Below are 16,516 nucleotides of genomic sequence, written 5' to 3'. Positions count from 1 at the left end.
TGCTCGCGAATTGCCTGCGGTTGTTCGCGAGCAAGCTCGCCCCTACAGGTTGGGTGGGTCGCCTTGCTGGTCGGGCAATAAAAAAGGGGATGCAGTTGCATCCCCTTTTTCGTGCCGGAAGCTATCAGCTGTGGTGTTTTTCCGCCACGTTGCTTTCTTCTTCCTCGGGCTTCTCGGCGTTTTCGCCTTCAGTCTGCTCGGCAGCCGATTGCTCGGTCTGCTCGATGGCAGGCGCTTCGTTCACCGCTTCTGCCGCAACGGCATCGGCTGGAACCTCTACGGCCGGCTCAGTCACGACTTCAGCTTCCACGGCTGCGGTCTCTTCGACCACCGCTTCGACAGCCGGAGCTGCTTCGACCTGCGGAGCAGCGGCCGCGGCTGCGGCGGCTTCACGGGCCATACGCTCCAGGCGACGACGCTCGCGCGGGTCGTTGGAGGCGCGGCCGGTGGCGTTGGCCGGAACTGCTGCGTCGGCGGCCGGAGCTTCGACCGGCGCTTCGGCGGCAGGCTCAGGCTGGGCTTCGACAGCGGCCTGGACGACCTCTTCCACGCGAGCTTCAACGACCGGGGCGGCTTCCACCGCTACGCTTTCGCTGGCTTCAACCTGCTCGACGGTTTCGCTGGGCTTGGCCAGGAACTCGATGGTCTGCTCCAGGGCGCTTTCGGTGCGCACGGCCTCGACTACGTTGGACTCTACCGGCAGAGCGGCTTCGGTCGGTGCCTCGCTGTCCGACTGCTGCTCGGTGGCAACTTCGGCAACGACAGCGGCAGTGGCGCCAACGATGGCGGCAGCAGTCGATGCTTCGCCAGCAGCCTGTTCGGTCTGCTCGCTCACTTCTTCGCCACCTTCCACGCCATCGACACCGGCTTCACGCTGACGCTCGCGGCGGTTGCTGCGGCGGCGCTGACCACGGGAGCGGCGACGAGGACGCTCGCCATCGGCGCCTTCCTGGTCATCCTGCTGGTCCAGCAGTTCCTCGTTCAGCAGCTCTTCGGATTCCACGGCAGCGGCTTCGCTGGCCTGACGCTCCTCGCGCGGCTGACGCTCCTCACGGGGTTGACGCTCGGCGCGTTCGCCACGCGGCTGACGCTCTTCGCGGGCCGGACGCTCGCCACGCTCTTCGCGGGGCTGGCGCTCTTCGCGCGGTTGACGTTCGGCACGCTCTTCACGGGGCTGACGCTCGGCACGCTCTTCGCGCGGCTGGCGTTCCTCGCGAGGCTGACGCTCGGCGCGCTCTTCACGCGGCTGGCGTTCCTCGCGGGGTTGACGCTCGGTGCGCTCTTCACGCGGCTGACGCTCCTCGCGGGGCTGACGTTCGGCGCGCTCTTCACGCGGCTGACGCTCTTCGCGAGCCGGACGCTCGGCGCGTTCGCCACGCTCACCACGCTCGTCACGGCGACGCTCGCCACGCTCCTTGCGCTCGTCATCACGACGGCCACCTTCGCGGCCATCGCGGCGACGGTTCTGCTGGCGGCCGTTGCGGCGCTCGCCCTGGCCTTCGCTACGCTCGGCAGCCGGCTTCTCGGCGGCGGCGGGTTGCGGCTGCTCCGGCTTGCTGCCGGCGAACAGGCTGACCAGCGACTTCACCAGGCCCTGGAACAGGCTCGGCTCCGGCATCGGCTTGGACGCTTCGACAACCGGTGCGGGTGCGGCAGCGGTCTGCTGCGGGGCAGGGGTCTGCGGGGAAACAGTCTTCACCGCGGCTTCCTGGCGGACCAGGGTACGGGTAGAACTGATCGGCTGGACTTCCTCGTGCTCGATGTGGGCCATCTCGTAGCTGGACTGGCCGGCCAGCAGTTCGGGGCTGTCATCGCGCAGGCGCTGTACTTCGAAGTGCGGCGTTTCCAGGTGGTCGTCCGGCAGGATGAAGATGCGCGCGCGGGTGCGCAGCTCGATCTTGGTGATGGCGTTGCGCTTCTCGTTGAGCAGGAAGGCGGCAACCTGGAACGGCACGCGCGCGCGAACTTCGGCGGTGCGGTCCTTCAGGGCTTCTTCCTCGATCAGGCGCAGGATCGCCAGCGACAGGGATTCGACGTCGCGGATGATGCCCTGGCCGTTGCAGCGCGGGCAGACGATGCCGCTGGTCTCGCCCAGGGACGGACGCAGGCGCTGACGGGACATTTCCAGCAGGCCGAAGCGCGAGATGCGACCGACCTGGACGCGGGCGCGGTCGGCCTCCAGGGCTTCACGCACACGCTCTTCCACGGCGCGCTGGTTCTTCGCCGGGGTCATGTCGATGAAGTCGATGACGATCAGGCCGCCAATGTCGCGCAGGCGCAGCTGGCGGGCGATCTCTTCGGCCGCTTCCAGGTTGGTCTGCAGCGCGGTTTCCTCGATGTCGCCACCCTTGGTGGCGCGCGCCGAGTTGATGTCGATGGACACCAGGGCTTCGGTCGGGTCGATGACGATAGAGCCGCCCGACGGCAGCTTCACTTCGCGCTGGAAGGCGGTCTCGATCTGGCTTTCGATCTGGAAGCGATTGAACAGCGGAACGCTGTCCTGGTACAGCTTCACCTTGCTCGCGTACTGCGGCATGACCTGGCGGATGAAGTTCAGGGCTTCTTCCTGGGCATCGAGGCTGTCGATCAGCACTTCGCCGATGTCCTGGCGCAGGTAGTCGCGGATGGCGCGGATGATGACGTTGCTTTCCTGGTAGATCAGGAACGGACCGCTGCGCTCGCCCGAGGCTTCCTTGATGGCGCCCCACAGTTGCAGCAGGTAGTCGAGGTCCCACTGCAGCTCTTCGGAGCTGCGGCCCAGGCCGGCGGTGCGGACGATCAGACCCATGTCGCCGGGAACGTTCAGGCCGTTCAGGGCTTCGCGCAGTTCATTGCGCTCTTCGCCTTCGATGCGGCGGGAGATGCCGCCGGCACGCGGATTGTTCGGCATCAGCACCAGGTAACGCCCGGCGAGGCTGATGAAGGTGGTCAGGGCCGCGCCCTTGTTGCCACGCTCCTCTTTCTCGACCTGGACGATGACTTCCTGGCCCTCGCTGAGCACATCCTTGATGTTGATGCGGCCTTCGGGGTTCTTCTTGAAGTATTCGCGGGAGATTTCTTTGAGGGGGAGGAAGCCGTGGCGCTCGGCGCCGAAGTCTACGAAGGCGGCTTCGAGGCTGGGTTCGATGCGGGTGATGCGCCCTTTATAGATGTTGGCTTTCTTCTGTTCGCGCGCACCGGACTCGATGTCCAGGTCGAACAGGCGTTGGCCGTCTACCAGCGCTACACGCAACTCTTCGGGTTGAGTTGCGTTGATCAGCATTCTTTTCATGTAGTACCAATGGTTTCCGGGGCCACCGGAAACGGCGATCGGCACACACGACTCTCACGGTCGGTGCTAAGGCACGTACTCAGGAATGGCGGACCATTCCCGTGTCCAGCGGCAGCAGGAGAAATCTGCTGTGCCGCGACTACGTTTCCTGCTTGTCGAGTAAGAACAAGCACTCATCAGGAGGAGGAATCGACTGTCGGATGCGGACGATGAAGGCGTCTACGTTCAAGGCATGAAAGCAACGCAATCCGACAGTTGTGCATCTCCGCCCTGCACATTTCCCTAAGAGCCGGGTGCCGCTCGCAGAATCCGGGAGCGGGGTTGGCTTTTATCACGACTACCTTGGTGGCCGTGGTCATGTCTGAAGGCCTGGGTTTCGAGGCGCTGTCGGCGCGAGAATCGCTCGGGCCGTTGCAACGCTTCCGGGGACTGCCTCGTGTCCGTTCAATGTGTTTGCAGGCGGTTGGGGACGGCGATTACGCGATCATCCGTGGGCCTGGCCACTTTTGGCGGCCTCCCGAATATAGCAGCAATGATTAAGTGCTTCAATTGAATGAAAAATTGTTATTATATCCGGATGACGAATCCCGCCCCTCCGACTTCCGGCGTTCAGCTGCTTGAAGTCGCGCCGGAGTATGCCGGCCAACGCATCGACAATTTCCTTCGCACCCAGCTCAAGGGCGTCCCCAAGACCCTGATCTACCGCATCCTTCGCAAGGGTGAGGTGCGGGTCAACAAAGGCCGCATCAAGCCGGAGTACAAGCTGCAAGCAGGCGACGTGGTGCGCGTGCCGCCGCTGCGCCTGGCTGAGCGCGACGAGCCGGTGCCGCTGGCGCAGGGGCTGCTGGAGCGCCTGGAAGCCGCCATCGTCTTCGAAGACAAGGCGCTGATCGTGGTGAACAAGCCCACCGGCATCGCCGTGCATGGCGGTAGTGGGCTGAGTTACGGGGTTATCGAGGCTTTCCGCCAACTGCGTCCGGAGTGCAAGGACCTGGAGCTGGTGCATCGCCTGGATCGTGATACCTCCGGCCTGCTGATGATCGCCAAGAAGCGCAGCATGCTGCGCCACCTGCATGATGCGCTGCGCGGCGAACGTGTGGTGGATAAGCGTTACCATGCCCTGGTGCGTGGCAGCTGGCCGGCGGCGAAGAAGCAGATCGCCGTGCCGCTGCTGAAGAACAACCTGCGCTCCGGCGAGCGCGTGGTGGAAGTGAATCCAGAAGGCAAGGAAGCGCTGACCGAGTTCAAGGTGCTGCGCCGCTTCGGCGACTTCGCCACCCTGGTGGAGGCGCGCCCGATCACCGGTCGTACCCACCAGATTCGTGTGCATGCCAAGCATGCCGGTCATTCCATTGCCGGCGACCCCAAGTACGGCGACGAAGACTTCTCCCGCGAGATCCGCGAGCTGGGCGGCAAACGCCTGTTCCTGCACTCCGCGTTCCTGCGCGTGCCGATGCCCGATGGCTCGGTGCTGGAGCTGGAGGCGCCGGTCGATGAAGTCTGGCAGCGTACCGTGGAGCGCCTGGATGCGTGAGTATTCCCTGCTGATCTTCGACTGGGATGGCACGCTGGTGGATTCCATCGGTCGTATCGTCGAGTCGATGCGGGTCGCGGCGGTCAGCTCCGGCCTGCCGTCGCGCAACGATGAGGCGATCAAGGGCATCATCGGTCTCGGTCTGCCCGAGGCGATCCAGACGCTCTATCCCGAAGTGGAAGAAGGCGAGCCGCTGGAGCGTTTCCGTCGCGACTATGGTGAGCACTACCTGAGTCTCGAAGTGCAGCCTTCGCCGCTGTTCCCGGGTGTTGCCGAGGCGATGGTCGAGTTTCGCCGCGCGGGTTACCAGTTGGCGGTCGCCACCGGCAAGAATCGCCGGGGGCTGGATCGCGTGCTGGCGGGGCAGGGGTGGACCGATTTCTTCGATATCACCCGCGCCGCCGACGAGTCGGCGAGCAAGCCCGATCCGCGCATGCTGCATGAAATCCTCCGGCATTGCCGGGTGGCGGCGCGCGATGCGCTGATGGTGGGGGATTCCCCCTTCGATCTGGACATGGCGCGCCGTGCCGGCATGGATTCGGTGGCGGTGGGTTATGGTGCGCAGTCGCTGGAGACTCTGCGAGAGTATGCTCCGGCGCTGGAAGTGGAACATTTCAATGAATTGCGCGCCTGGCTGGCCGGGCGTTCGGTGAGGCCGGTGCTCGAGGTAGGCAACGATGTCGGATGAATGGAAGGCTGGGGATACCAAGGCGGGTGACGACAAGAGCTGGAAGCTGCTGGAGAAGGCGGTGCTGGCCGGGGTTCAGGAGCAGCGTCGTTCGCGCCGCTGGGGCATCTTCTTCAAGCTGCTGACTTTCCTTTACCTGTTCATCGCCCTGGCGCTGCTCAGTCCGTTCGGTGGTCTGTCGAAGTCTGCCTCGCGCAGCGCCAGCCATACGGCGCTCATCGAGGTGAAGGGCATGATCGCCGACAACGAGCCGGCCAGTGCCGACAATGTCGTCGGCGCGCTGCGCTCGGCGTTCGAGGATTCCGGTACCAAGGGGATCGTACTGCGCATCAACAGCCCGGGCGGCAGTCCGGTGCAGTCCGGCTATATCTACGATGAAATCAAGCGTCTGCGCGGTGAGCATCCGGATATCAAGGTCTACGCCGTGATCAGCGATCTCGGTGCTTCCGGCGCTTATTACATTGCCAGTGCTGCCGACGCAATCTATGCGGACAAGGCCAGTCTGGTGGGCTCCATCGGCGTGACGGCGGCGACGTTCGGCTTCGTCGGTACGATGGAGAAGCTGGGTGTGGATCGCCGTGTCTACACCTCGGGTGAGCACAAGGCCTTCCTCGATCCGTTCCAGCCGCAGAAGCCGGATGAAACAGCGTTCTGGCAGCAGGTGCTGGACACCACGCACAAGCAGTTCATCGACAGTGTGAAGAAGGGGCGCGGCGATCGCCTGAAGGACAAGGATCATCCCGAGCTGTTCTCCGGTCTGATCTGGTCCGGCGAGCAGGCGCTGCAATTGGGTCTGATCGACGGCCTGGGTAGTACCAGTTACGTGGCTCGCGAGATCATCAAGGAGAAGGAAGTGGTGGACTACACCGTCCAGGAAACTCCCTTCGACCGCTTCGCCAAGAAGTTGGGCGCCAGTGTCGCGGAGCGCATGGCGTTGTGGATGGGGTGGCAGGGGCCGGTTCTGCGCTGATTCCTTTCCATATATAGAGAAGGGCCCGGCGCGCGCCGGGCCTTGCTGTTTTTAGGGGATCTGTACGTGTTCCGCCAGTAGCATGTCCACCAGGCGGATCAGCGGCAGGCCGATCAGGCTGGTGGCGTCTTCGCCTTCCGTGGAGCGGAACAGGCTGACGCCAAGGCCTTCGGCCTTGAAGCTGCCGGCGCAATCGAAGGGTTGCTCGGCTTCCAGGTAGCGGCGGATGCGCGGCTCGTCGAGGTTGCGGAAGTGCACGGTGAATGGCACGCAATCGACCTGGCTCCGGCCGCTGTGGCTGTTCAGCAGACAGAGGCCGGTGAGGAAGCTGATGCTCTTGCCGCTGGCGTCCTTCAGTTGCTCGGTGGCGCGCTCGATGTCGTGGGGTTTGCCGAGGATGCGGTGGTCGTTTACGGCGGCCTGGTCCGATCCAATGATCAGATGGCCGGGATAGCGTTGACTCAGGGCGCGCGCTTTGCTTTCCGCCAGGCGTTGAACCAGTTGTTCGGCGCTTTCGTCGGGGAGAGGGCTTTCGTCGATGTCGGGGCTCGCGCATTCGAACGGCAGGCGCAGGCGCTGCAACAGTTCGCGGCGGTAGGGTGAGCTGGAGGCAAGGATCAGGGGTAACATGGAAGATTCCTTCGGAGCGTCGCCGCGATTCTAGCGAAAAGAGCTGTCCATACAGCGGTTTATGGCTAATTTCCTTTGACAGCTTCAAGTGCATCCCTATAATGGCGCGCTTATGTTGAATGGACCGATACCACCTCACGTTGATCCGCGCAAACTGGTCGAGCGCGCTGCCACCCTCGAAGGTGAGCTGCCGATCGCCAAGATGCCACGTCTCAACGAGCAACTGACCCGCAGTGATGGCAATGTTCACGCGAAGTTTTCCTTCTTCCGTGACGAGCAGAAACTGGCGGTCATGCACGTCGAACTCGACGCCGAGGTGAGCATGGTATGCCAGCGCTGTCTCGAGTCGGCCAACTTCCATGTGGGTGGTGAGTACGATTACGTCATCATTCCGGAAGGCAAGTCGATCGATGATCTGCCCAGTGGCTACGATGCGTTGGAAGTGGGGGAAGATCCCCTCGACCTGACCTCGCTGGTCGAGGACGAGTTGCTGCTCGCCTTGCCCATCGTGCCGGTCCATGACCCTGAGGATTGCCAGCAGCCGGTGGGATACGCAACAGCGCCCGAGCCGAGCGAGAACGTGGAAGAACGGCCCAATCCGTTCAGCGTACTGGCGCAGTTGAAGCGTGACCCAAACGTTTAGGAGTTAATCAATCATGGCTGTTCAGCAGAACAAAAAATCCCGTTCCGCTCGTGACATGCGTCGTTCCCACGATGCCCTGGACGCGAACGCTCTGTCCGTAGAGAAGAGCACCGGTGAAGTTCACCTGCGTCACCACGTCTCCCCGGACGGTTTCTATCGCGGCCGTAAGGTCGTAGACAAGGGCTCTGACGAGTAATCCTTGTCCGCACCAATCATCGCGATTGATGCAATGGGTGGGGACTACGGTCCCCACTGCATTGTTCCGGCCTGCATTTCCTTTCTGGCCGAATATGCCTCTCTTCAGCTGGTCCTCGTTGGCCAAGCCTCTCTGATCGAAGAACACCTGCGCGGCCTTTCCCCGGTCGAGCGTCAGCGCCTCCATGTCCACCCTGCCAGTGAAGTCATTGCGATGGACGAACGTCCGTCCCAGGCGTTGCGCGGCAAGCCCGATTCCTCCATGCGTGCTGCCCTCGAGCTGGTTCGGGATGGCAAGGCCCATGCCTGCGTCAGTGCCGGCAATACCGGTGCGCTGATGGCGCTTTCCCGTTATCTGCTGAAGACGCTGCCCGGCATCGATCGCCCGGCGATGGTCACCGCGGTGCCGACGCAGGCTGGCCGCTGTCATCTGCTCGACCTGGGGGCCAATGTCGACTGCAGTGCCGAGCATCTCTACCAGTTCGCCGTGATGGGTGCTGTGGCGGCGGAGGCGCTGGGCAAGAGCAATCCCAGGGTTGCTCTGCTGAATGTCGGTACCGAGGACATCAAGGGCAACCAGCAGGTGAAGCTGGCGGCCAGTCTGCTGCAGCAGGCGCGCGGGGTGAATTACATCGGCTACATCGAGGGCGACGGCCTGTATCGCGGGCTGGCCGATGTGGTGGTGTGCGACGGCTTCGTCGGCAACATCCTGCTCAAGTCCAGCGAGGGCTTGGCGGCGATGGTCGCGGCCCGTCTGGAAGAGTTGTTCAACTCCAGTTTGCCGGCCAAGGCGGTGGGCTTGATGGCGATGCCGTTCCTGCGTCGGCTGCGCGGCGATCTCACGCCGTCCCAGCACAATGGCGCGAGTTTCCTGGGTTTGCAGGGCATCGTGGTAAAGAGTCATGGCAGTGCGAGAGAGGAGGGCATCCAGAGCGCGTTGCGTCGGGCGCTGCTGGAAGTTCGCGAGAATCTGCCCCAGCGGCTGCATGGTCGCCTGGAACATCTGCTCTAATGTGTGACCGCGGTCGTCAGACCGTCATCCAACTGTCAGTTCAATACGCCAGGCTTTCGCCGGCGATATCCATTTGACGAATCAGATAAAAGGGACCTGTTGCAATGTCCGCATCCCTCGCCTTCGTATTCCCCGGTCAAGGTTCGCAGTCCCTCGGCATGCTCGCCGAACTGGGCGCCCAGCACGCCATCGTGCGCGATACCTTTGCCGAAGCCTCTGCAGCCCTGGGTTATGACCTCTGGGCCCTGGTGCAGGAAGGGCCGGAAGAGCGCCTGAACCAGACCGACAAGACCCAGCCCGCCATCCTCACCGCTTCTATCGCCCTGTGGCGTCTGTGGCAGGCCGAAGGTGGCGTGCAGCCGGCCTACGTCGCCGGTCACAGCCTGGGTGAGTACTCTGCGCTGGTCGCCGCCGGCAGCCTGGCTTTCGCCGATGCGGTGAAGCTGGTCGAGCGCCGTGGCCAATTGATGCAGGAAGCCGTGCCGGCCGGTACCGGTGGCATGGCTGCCATCCTCGGCCTGGAAGACGCCGACGTGCTCGCTGCCTGCGCCGAGGCGGCTCAGGGCGAAGTGGTCAGTGCCGTGAACTTCAACGCCCCTGGCCAGGTGGTGATCGCCGGTGCGGCCAAGGCCGTCGAGCGCGCCATCGAGGCTTGCAAGGCCCGTGGGGCCAAGCGCGCCGTGGCGCTGCCGGTCAGCGTGCCGTCGCACTGCGAACTGATGCGCCCGGCTGCCGAGCGTTTCGCCGAGGCCGTCGAGGCCGTTCAATGGCAGATGCCGCAGATTGCCCTGGTGCAGAACGTTACCGCTCAGGTTCCGGCTGATCTGGCCGCGCTCAAGCGCGACCTGTTGGCGCAGCTGTACAGCCCGGTCCGCTGGGTCGAGAGTGTGCAGTTGCTGGCCGAGAAAGGTGTCACCAACCTGGTCGAGTGCGGCCCGGGCAAGGTGCTGGCCGGTTTGAACAAGCGTTGCGCCAAGGGCGTGACCACCCACAACCTGGACTCCGCGGACGCCTTCGGGGCGGCACGCGCGGCGCTGGTTTAAAGGAGATAAAGCATGAGTCTGCAAGGCAAGGTTGCACTGGTTACCGGCGCGAGCCGGGGGATAGGCCAGGCCATCGCCCTGGAATTGGGTCGCATGGGCGCCACCGTGATCGGCACCGCTACCAGCGAGTCCGGCGCGCAGAAAATTTCCGAATACCTCAAGGCCAGCGGCATCCAGGGTTCGGGCATGGTGCTGGACGTCTCCAATGACGAGTCCGTGACCAGCACCCTCGAGACCATCCAGAAAGAGGTCGGTGCTCCGGCTATCGTCGTCAATAATGCCGGCATCACCCGCGATAACCTGCTGATGCGCATGAAAGACGACGAGTGGTTCGACGTGGTCAACACCAACCTGAACAGCCTCTACCGTCTGTCGAAAGCCGTCCTGCGTGGCATGACCAAAGCGCGCTGGGGCCGCATCATCAATATCGGCTCGGTGGTCGGTGCCATGGGTAATGCCGGGCAGACCAACTACGCTGCCGCCAAGGCCGGTCTGGAGGGCTTCACCCGTGCCCTGGCGCGCGAAGTCGGTTCCCGTGCTATCACTGTCAACGCGGTCGCTCCGGGCTTCATCGACACCGATATGACCCGCGAACTGCCCGAGGCCCAGCGTGAAGCGCTGCTCGGTCAGATTCCGCTGGGTCGACTGGGACAAGCCGAAGAGATCGCCAAAGTGGTAGCATTCCTCGCTTCCGAGGGCGCAGCTTATGTAACGGGTGCCACGGTACCGGTGAATGGCGGAATGTACATGAGTTGATGTGACGTGTTCCTTCGCGGCGATGTCAAATGCGCTGTCTAAAATTCTCATAGCACTGCAACTGGGATTAGACAGACCATTCGGGTATCCGCGAAGGGGCGTCAGCGTTCAGCTTGAAATGCAGAAAACCCTTTCTATACACTTACCCGCAGCCCAGCTGTACGGATTGTCCATAGGAGTGAAAACAAGGTATGAGCACCATCGAAGAACGCGTCAAGAAGATCGTTGCTGAGCAACTCGGCGTTAAGGAAGAAGAAGTCACCAACAGCGCTTCCTTCGTTGAAGACCTGGGCGCCGACTCCCTTGACACCGTTGAGCTGGTGATGGCTCTGGAAGAGGAATTCGAGACCGAAATCCCCGACGAGCAAGCCGAAAAGATCACCACCGTTCAGGAAGCCATCGACTACATCGTTGCCCACCAGGCATAAGACGTAGTCGTCGGTTCCCCGACGAAAGAAGCCGCACGGCCTGCAAAGGCGTGCGGCTTTTCTTTAACGCCGGCATCAGCCGGCGTTATTGCCGTGAAACCGCTAGAGAGGAAGTCACAGTGTCGCGTAGACGCGTAGTCATCACCGGCATGGGCATGCTGTCGCCCCTGGGTGTGGATGTGCCGAGCAGTTGGGAAGGCATTCTCGCTGGGCGCAGTGGTATCGCCCCGATCGAACACATGGACCTGTCCGCCTTCTCCACCCGCTTCGGCGGTTCGGTGAAGGGGTTCGACGTCGAGCAGTACATGTCCGCCAAGGAAGCTCGCAAACTCGACCTGTTCATCCAGTACGGCCTTGCCGCCAGTTACCAGGCGGTGCGCGACTCCGGCCTGGAAGTCACCGACGCCAACCGGGAGCGCATCGGCGTTGCCATCGGTTCGGGCATCGGCGGTCTGACCAACATTGAAAATACTTGCCGTTCGCTGTTCGAGCAGGGCCCGCGGCGCATTTCGCCGTTCTTCGTGCCCGGCTCGGTCATCAACATGGTTTCCGGGTTCCTGTCGATCAACCTCGGTCTGCAGGGCCCCAACTACGCCATCACCACAGCCTGCACCACCGGCACCCACAACATCGGCATGGCCGCGCGCAACATCGCCTATGGCGACGCTGACGTAATGGTTGCCGGCGGTGCCGAGATGGCGGCCTGTGGCCTGGGGCTGGGCGGTTTCGGCGCGGCCCGCGCGCTGTCCACCCGCAACGACGAGCCGGCCAAGGCCAGTCGTCCGTGGGACAAGGACCGTGATGGCTTCGTGCTCTCCGACGGCGCTGGCGCGCTGGTGCTGGAAGAGCTGGAGCACGCCCAGGCCCGTGGCGCGCGTATCTACGCCGAAGTCGTAGGCTTCGGCATGAGCGGCGACGCGTACCACATGACCGCCCCGCCGGAAAGCGGCGCGGGCGCCGCGCGCTGCATGAAGGCGGCGCTGCGTGACGCCGGCCTGAATCCGGAACAGGTCGACTACATCAACGCCCACGGCACTTCGACGCCAGCTGGCGACATCGCGGAAATCGCCGCGGTGAAGTCGATCTTCGGCGAGCATGCCTACCAGCTGTCGATGAGTTCCACCAAGTCCATGACCGGCCACCTGCTGGGTGCCGCCGGCGCGGTCGAGGCGATCTTCTGCGTGCTCTCCCTGCGCGACCAGGTGGCGCCGCCGACCATCAACCTGGACAGCCCCGACGAAGGCTGCGACCTGGACCTGGTGGCGCACCAGCCCAAGGAGCGTCCGATCGAGGTCGCGTTGTCGAACTCCTTCGGCTTCGGCGGCACCAACGGTTCCCTGGTGTTCCGCCGGTTCCACGGCTGATGCTGAGCTGGGTCGACGGCCGCAGCGCGGAGGCCCTGTCCGTGAGGGATCGCGGACTGGCCTACGGCGACGGCCTGTTCGAAACAATTAGCGTGTCGGCGGGCCGTCCGCGCCTGCTGGCCCGCCACATGGCCCGGCTGGAGGAGGGCGTAGAGCGCCTATCCCTGCCGGTTTCGCTGGATCGGGTGGAAAACGAACTGCTGCGCTTCTGCACGGCGCTGGGCGATGGTGTCGCCAAGCTGATGCTGACCCGCGGCGAAGGCGCGCGCGGCTATGCGCCGCAAGTGGATGCCCAGGTGCGCCGCCTGCTGCTCGGTTCGCCGGCGCCGGCTTATCCGGCCAGACACCGGGAGGAGGGCGTGCAGCTCTTTCCCTGTGTTACCCGCCTGGCCGAGCAGCCGCTGCTGGCCGGTCTCAAGCACCTCAATCGCCTGGAGCAGGTACTGGCCCGGGCGGAGTGGAATGATCCGGCATTTGCCGAAGGCCTGATGCGCGATGTGTCCGGGCGGATCATCGAAGGTGTGTTCAGCAACCTGTTCCTGGTTCGCGACGGTCAACTGATCACCGCCGACCTCTGCCGTTGCGGCGTTGCCGGCGTGATGCGGGCCGAAGTGATCGAGCGCGCCGGCGACCTTGGACTACCGGTCATCGTGCGGGACATCGACTTCGCCGAACTGGCGCGGGCCGACGAGGTCTTTCTCTGCAACAGCCTCTACGGCATCTGGCCGGTACGTGGCATGGACGGTCATGCTTGGCCGGTCGGGTCGCTGACCCGTAAACTGCAAGGCCAACTTCGCGAACTTCTGGATTCCTGACACGTGATGCGCAAATTGCTGGTGCTGCTGGAAGGCGGCCTGCTGCTGGCCGGGCTCGTGCTGGGCCTGGCGGCCTGGGAGCAGCATCGCGCGCTGCAACAGCCGCTCCAGCTCACCGAGGAACGACTGCTCGATGCGCCGACCGGGGCAACACCCGGCGGGCTGCTGGCCCGGCTGCAAGATGAGGACGTGCTGCACGGTGCGTTCTGGCTGCGCCTGTACTGGCGCTTCAACCTGGCCGGCGAAGCGCTGCACAGCGGTGAATATCGCCTCAAGCCTGGCATGACTGCCGCTGAGCTGCTCGATTCGTGGCGCGATGGCGACGTGGTGCAGTACGGCCTGACCCTGGTCGAGGGCTGGACCTTCCGCCAGGTGCGCGAGCTGCTCGCCCGTCAGCCCAAGCTCGGCCAGACCCTGGTCGGCCTGAGCGATTCCGAAGTGATGGCCAGGCTGGGCAAGCCCGGCGTGTTCCCCGAGGGACGCTTCTTCCCGGATACCTATCGCTTCGTCCGTGGCAGCAAGGATGTCGACCTGCTGAAGCAGGCCTACCAGCGCATGGACAATATCCTCGCCGAGGAATGGGACAAGCGTGAACCGGACCTGCCGTACAAGGACTCCTATCAGGCGCTGATCATGGCCTCGCTGGTGGAGAAGGAAACCGGTGTGCCGCAGGAGCGTGGGCAGATCGCCGGCGTCTTTGTGCGCCGCCTGCAGAAGAACATGCTGCTGCAGACCGACCCGACCGTCATCTACGGCATGGGCAGTCGCTACAGTGGCAGGATCACCCGTACCGATCTGCGCGAGGCGACCCCCTACAACACCTATGTGATCGCCGGCCTGCCGCCGACGCCCATCGCCCTGCCGGGGCGCGAGGCCATCCACGCGGCGCTCAACCCGGTGCCCGGACAGAGCCTGTATTTCGTTGCGCGGGGCGATGGCAGCCATGCCTTCTCCGACAACCTCGACGATCACAACAGGGCGGTTCAGGCGTTCCAGCTCAAGCGCCGCGCCGACTACCGTTCCAGTCCGGCGCCCATTCCGCTGCCGGCGCCGGTGTCCGCGCCGAACGCGCCCGCCGGTGACGTCCCGGCGGCGCAGTAGCCCGACACATTTAAGGAGAGCCGAGTGACCGGCCTGTTCATCACCCTGGAAGGCCCCGAAGGTGCGGGCAAGAGCACCAACCGCGAGTACCTGGCCGAACGCCTGCGCGAGCGCGGCATCGAAGTCCAGCTGACCCGCGAGCCCGGCGGTACTCCGCTGGCCGAACGCATCCGTGAGCTGCTGCTGGCCCCCAGCGATGAAAAGATGGCGGTGGACACCGAGCTGCTGCTGGTCTTCGCCGCCCGCGCCCAGCACATCGCCGAAGTGATTCGTCCGGCCCTGGCGCGCGGTGCGGTGGTGCTGTGCGACCGCTTCACCGATGCCACCTACGCCTACCAGGGTGGCGGGCGCGGTCTGCCGGTGGAGCGCATCGCGCAGCTGGAACTCTTCGTCCAGGGCGATCTGCGCCCGGACCTGACCCTGGTCTTCGATCTGCCGGTGGAAGTCGGCCTGTCCCGCGCCGCGGCCCGTGGTCGGCTGGACCGCTTCGAGCAGGAAGGCCGCGCCTTCTTCGAAGCGGTGCGCAATACCTACCTGGAGCGCGCCCGCTCCGAGCCGGCGCGCTATCACATTGTCGATGCCGCGCAGCCGCTGGCCGAGGTGCAGCGCGATCTGGACGGCCTGCTGCCGACCCTGCTGGAGCGCCTGCATGGCTGATATCTATCCCTGGCAACAGGGCCTCTGGCAGCAACTGAGTGGTCGCCCGCGGCATGCCCACGCCTACCTGCTGCACGGCCCGGCGGGTATCGGCAAGCGCGTGCTGGCGGAAAATCTGGTGCACTTCCTGCTCTGTCAGAAGCCGATGGGCGGCAACGCCTGTGGCCAATGCAAAGCCTGCCAGTTGCTGGCCGCCGGTACCCACCCGGATTACTTCCTGCTGGAGCCGGAAGAGCCGGAGAAACCCATTCGCGTCGACCAGGTGCGCGAGCTGGTGGACTTCGTGGTGCAGACCGCCCAGTTGGGCGGGCGCAAGGTACTGCTGCTGGAGCCCGCCGAGGCGATGAACCTGAACGCCGCCAACGCGCTGCTGAAAAGCCTGGAAGAACCCTCCGGTGATACGGTGCTGCTGCTGATCAGTCACCAGCCCAGCCGCCTGCTGCCGACCATCAAGAGCCGCTGCGTGCAGCAGGCCTGCCCGCAACCGAGCAGGGAGCAGAGCCGCGCCTGGCTGGCCGGCGCCCTGCCGGACGAGTCGGCGGAAGGATTGGACGAGTTGCTGGTGCTGGCCGGCGGGTCGCCGCTCACCGCACTGCGCCTGCACGGGCAGGGCGTGCGCGAGCAGCGCGCGCTGGTGGTGGAGGGAGTGAAGAAGCTGCTCAAGCAGCAGATCGCCCCCAGCCAGTTGGCGGACAGTTGGAATGCGCTGCCCTTGCCGCTGCTGTTCGACTGGTTCTGCGACTGGACCTTGCTGACCCTGCGCTACCAGTTGGCGCGCGACGAAGCCGGCCTCGGCCTGACCGATATGCGCAAGGTGGTGCAGTACCTCGCCGAGAAGTCGGCACAGCGCAAGGTGCTGGCAATCCAGGACTGGTTGCTGGTGCAGCGGCAGAAAGTCCTGAATAAAGCCAATCTCAATCGTGCCTTGCTTCTCGAAGCCTTGCTCGTACAGTGGGCAAGTCTGCCCGGGCCGGGCTAGAATCCGGCCATCGGGAAAATCTGCCAGGATAGCTGAATGAGCTTGCCACCGAATCTGGGTCCGCGTAACGGAATCCTGTCCCTGACCATCAAGGACAAGTCCGTGCTGTATGCCGCCTACATGCCGTTCATCCGCAACGGCGGGCTGTTCATTCCGACCAACAAGACCTACAAGCTGGGCGATGAAGTCTTCATGCTGCTCAACCTGATGGATGAGCCGGAGAAGATCCCGGTCGCCGGCAAGGTGGTCTGGATCACCCCCAGGGGGGCGCAGGGCAACCGGGCGGCGGGTATCGGCGTGCAGTTCAACGATGGCGACAACTCCGCGCGCAACAAGATCGAGACTTACCTGGCCGGCGCGCTGAAATCGGACCGTCCGACCCATACCATGTAGCTCATACCATTTAGAACTGGCAGGCTTTACAGGCTGC

17 protein-coding genes are annotated in these 16,516 nt (G+C 64.1%); 15 read left to right on the top strand and 2 right to left on the bottom strand.

The features are described 5' to 3' along the window. Positions 1 to 124: 124 nt before the first annotated feature. On the bottom strand, positions 125 to 3,271 hold the full coding sequence (gene rne / locus H681_RS16100) for a ribonuclease E (RefSeq protein ID WP_051070438.1): 3,147 nt from the start codon (positions 3,269 to 3,271) through the stop codon (positions 125 to 127). 577 nt (positions 3,272 to 3,848) lie between these two features. Between rne and rluC the strand changes: the two genes are divergently transcribed. From rluC to sppA, 3 genes are read left to right on the top strand one after another with little or no spacing between them, the layout of a single operon-like run. Then, a complete protein-coding gene (gene rluC / locus H681_RS16095; protein WP_015477939.1) occupies positions 3,849 to 4,805 on the top strand; it encodes a 23S rRNA pseudouridine(955/2504/2580) synthase RluC in 957 nt (318 codons plus the stop codon). Then, complete coding sequence (locus tag H681_RS16090) at positions 4,798 to 5,493, top strand: HAD-IA family hydrolase (RefSeq protein WP_015477938.1); 696 nt, start codon at positions 4,798 to 4,800, stop codon at positions 5,491 to 5,493. The genes rluC and H681_RS16090 overlap by 8 nt, the downstream gene beginning before the upstream one ends. Beyond that, positions 5,483 to 6,463, top strand: coding sequence for a signal peptide peptidase SppA (gene sppA, locus H681_RS16085; protein WP_015477937.1), 981 nt, complete (start codon positions 5,483 to 5,485; stop codon positions 6,461 to 6,463). The genes H681_RS16090 and sppA overlap by 11 nt, the downstream gene beginning before the upstream one ends. Before the next feature lie 51 nt (positions 6,464 to 6,514). On the opposite strand, the gene H681_RS16080 is transcribed toward sppA, so the two are convergent. Next, positions 6,515 to 7,093: a Maf family protein gene (locus H681_RS16080; protein WP_015477936.1), complete on the bottom strand. Its 579-nt coding sequence runs from the start codon at positions 7,091 to 7,093 to the stop codon at positions 6,515 to 6,517. A 112-nt stretch (positions 7,094 to 7,205) separates the two neighbouring features. On the opposite strand from H681_RS16080, the gene H681_RS16075 reads away from it, so the two are divergent. From H681_RS16075 to H681_RS16025, 12 genes are all read left to right on the top strand, one after another. After that, the gene (locus H681_RS16075) at positions 7,206 to 7,736 is read left to right on the top strand and encodes a YceD family protein (RefSeq protein WP_015477935.1); all 531 of its coding nucleotides are present in this window, start codon (positions 7,206 to 7,208) and stop codon (positions 7,734 to 7,736) included. A gap of 13 nt (positions 7,737 to 7,749) precedes the next feature. Beyond that, positions 7,750 to 7,932: a 50S ribosomal protein L32 gene (gene rpmF / locus H681_RS25540; protein ID WP_009621425.1), complete on the top strand. Its 183-nt coding sequence runs from the start codon at positions 7,750 to 7,752 to the stop codon at positions 7,930 to 7,932. A gap of 3 nt (positions 7,933 to 7,935) precedes the next feature. Beyond that, complete coding sequence (gene plsX / locus H681_RS16070; protein ID WP_080636233.1) at positions 7,936 to 8,943, top strand: phosphate acyltransferase PlsX; 1,008 nt, start codon at positions 7,936 to 7,938, stop codon at positions 8,941 to 8,943. A gap of 104 nt (positions 8,944 to 9,047) precedes the next feature. Continuing rightward, positions 9,048 to 9,986: an ACP S-malonyltransferase gene (fabD, locus tag H681_RS16065; RefSeq protein WP_015477933.1), complete on the top strand. Its 939-nt coding sequence runs from the start codon at positions 9,048 to 9,050 to the stop codon at positions 9,984 to 9,986. Positions 9,987 to 9,998: 12 nt separating this feature from the next. Further along, a complete protein-coding gene (fabG, locus tag H681_RS16060) occupies positions 9,999 to 10,742 on the top strand; it encodes a 3-oxoacyl-ACP reductase FabG (protein ID WP_015477932.1) in 744 nt (247 codons plus the stop codon). 191 nt (positions 10,743 to 10,933) lie between these two features. After that, complete coding sequence (gene acpP / locus H681_RS16055; RefSeq protein ID WP_015477931.1) at positions 10,934 to 11,170, top strand: acyl carrier protein; 237 nt, start codon at positions 10,934 to 10,936, stop codon at positions 11,168 to 11,170. Between the two features lie 119 nt (positions 11,171 to 11,289). Next, complete coding sequence (gene fabF / locus H681_RS16050; protein WP_015477930.1) at positions 11,290 to 12,534, top strand: beta-ketoacyl-ACP synthase II; 1,245 nt, start codon at positions 11,290 to 11,292, stop codon at positions 12,532 to 12,534. Next, complete coding sequence (pabC, locus tag H681_RS16045) at positions 12,534 to 13,349, top strand: aminodeoxychorismate lyase (RefSeq protein WP_015477929.1); 816 nt, start codon at positions 12,534 to 12,536, stop codon at positions 13,347 to 13,349. The genes fabF and pabC overlap by 1 nt, the downstream gene beginning before the upstream one ends. 6 nt (positions 13,350 to 13,355) lie before the next feature. After that, complete coding sequence (mltG, locus tag H681_RS16040; RefSeq protein WP_015477928.1) at positions 13,356 to 14,450, top strand: endolytic transglycosylase MltG; 1,095 nt, start codon at positions 13,356 to 13,358, stop codon at positions 14,448 to 14,450. Between the two features lie 24 nt (positions 14,451 to 14,474). Beyond that, a complete protein-coding gene (gene tmk, locus H681_RS16035) occupies positions 14,475 to 15,107 on the top strand; it encodes a dTMP kinase (RefSeq protein WP_015477927.1) in 633 nt (210 codons plus the stop codon). After that, positions 15,100 to 16,086, top strand: coding sequence for a DNA polymerase III subunit delta' (locus tag H681_RS16030; RefSeq protein WP_015477926.1), 987 nt, complete (start codon positions 15,100 to 15,102; stop codon positions 16,084 to 16,086). The genes tmk and H681_RS16030 overlap by 8 nt, the downstream gene beginning before the upstream one ends. A gap of 36 nt (positions 16,087 to 16,122) precedes the next feature. Then, positions 16,123 to 16,479, top strand: coding sequence for a PilZ domain-containing protein (locus tag H681_RS16025; protein ID WP_015477925.1), 357 nt, complete (start codon positions 16,123 to 16,125; stop codon positions 16,477 to 16,479). Positions 16,480 to 16,516: the final 37 nt, after the last annotated feature.

The organism is Pseudomonas sp. ATCC 13867, assembly GCF_000349845.1.
Classification (GTDB): domain Bacteria; phylum Pseudomonadota; class Gammaproteobacteria; order Pseudomonadales; family Pseudomonadaceae; genus Pseudomonas.
Note: the sequence above shows the minus strand (reverse complement) of the source record. Positions and strands in the feature narration are given on the sequence as shown.

Excerpts from the sequence above, each read along its gene's own strand:
- rne (WP_051070438.1), bottom strand. The coding sequence starts at position 3,271 with ATGAAAAGAATGCTGATCAACGCAACTCAACCCGAAGAGTTGCGTGTA.
- rluC (WP_015477939.1), top strand. The coding sequence starts at position 3,849 with ATGACGAATCCCGCCCCTCCGACTTCCGGCGTTCAGCTGCTTGAAGTC.
- H681_RS16090 (WP_015477938.1), top strand. The coding sequence starts at position 4,798 with ATGCGTGAGTATTCCCTGCTGATCTTCGACTGGGATGGCACGCTGGTG.
- sppA (WP_015477937.1), top strand. The coding sequence starts at position 5,483 with ATGTCGGATGAATGGAAGGCTGGGGATACCAAGGCGGGTGACGACAAG.
- H681_RS16080 (WP_015477936.1), bottom strand. The coding sequence starts at position 7,093 with ATGTTACCCCTGATCCTTGCCTCCAGCTCACCCTACCGCCGCGAACTG.
- H681_RS16075 (WP_015477935.1), top strand. The coding sequence starts at position 7,206 with ATGTTGAATGGACCGATACCACCTCACGTTGATCCGCGCAAACTGGTC.
- rpmF (WP_009621425.1), top strand. The coding sequence starts at position 7,750 with ATGGCTGTTCAGCAGAACAAAAAATCCCGTTCCGCTCGTGACATGCGT.
- fabD (WP_015477933.1), top strand. The coding sequence starts at position 9,048 with ATGTCCGCATCCCTCGCCTTCGTATTCCCCGGTCAAGGTTCGCAGTCC.
- fabG (WP_015477932.1), top strand. The coding sequence starts at position 9,999 with ATGAGTCTGCAAGGCAAGGTTGCACTGGTTACCGGCGCGAGCCGGGGG.
- acpP (WP_015477931.1), top strand. The coding sequence starts at position 10,934 with ATGAGCACCATCGAAGAACGCGTCAAGAAGATCGTTGCTGAGCAACTC.
- pabC (WP_015477929.1), top strand. The coding sequence starts at position 12,534 with ATGCTGAGCTGGGTCGACGGCCGCAGCGCGGAGGCCCTGTCCGTGAGG.
- mltG (WP_015477928.1), top strand. The coding sequence starts at position 13,356 with ATGCGCAAATTGCTGGTGCTGCTGGAAGGCGGCCTGCTGCTGGCCGGG.
- H681_RS16030 (WP_015477926.1), top strand. The coding sequence starts at position 15,100 with ATGGCTGATATCTATCCCTGGCAACAGGGCCTCTGGCAGCAACTGAGT.
- H681_RS16025 (WP_015477925.1), top strand. The coding sequence starts at position 16,123 with ATGAGCTTGCCACCGAATCTGGGTCCGCGTAACGGAATCCTGTCCCTG.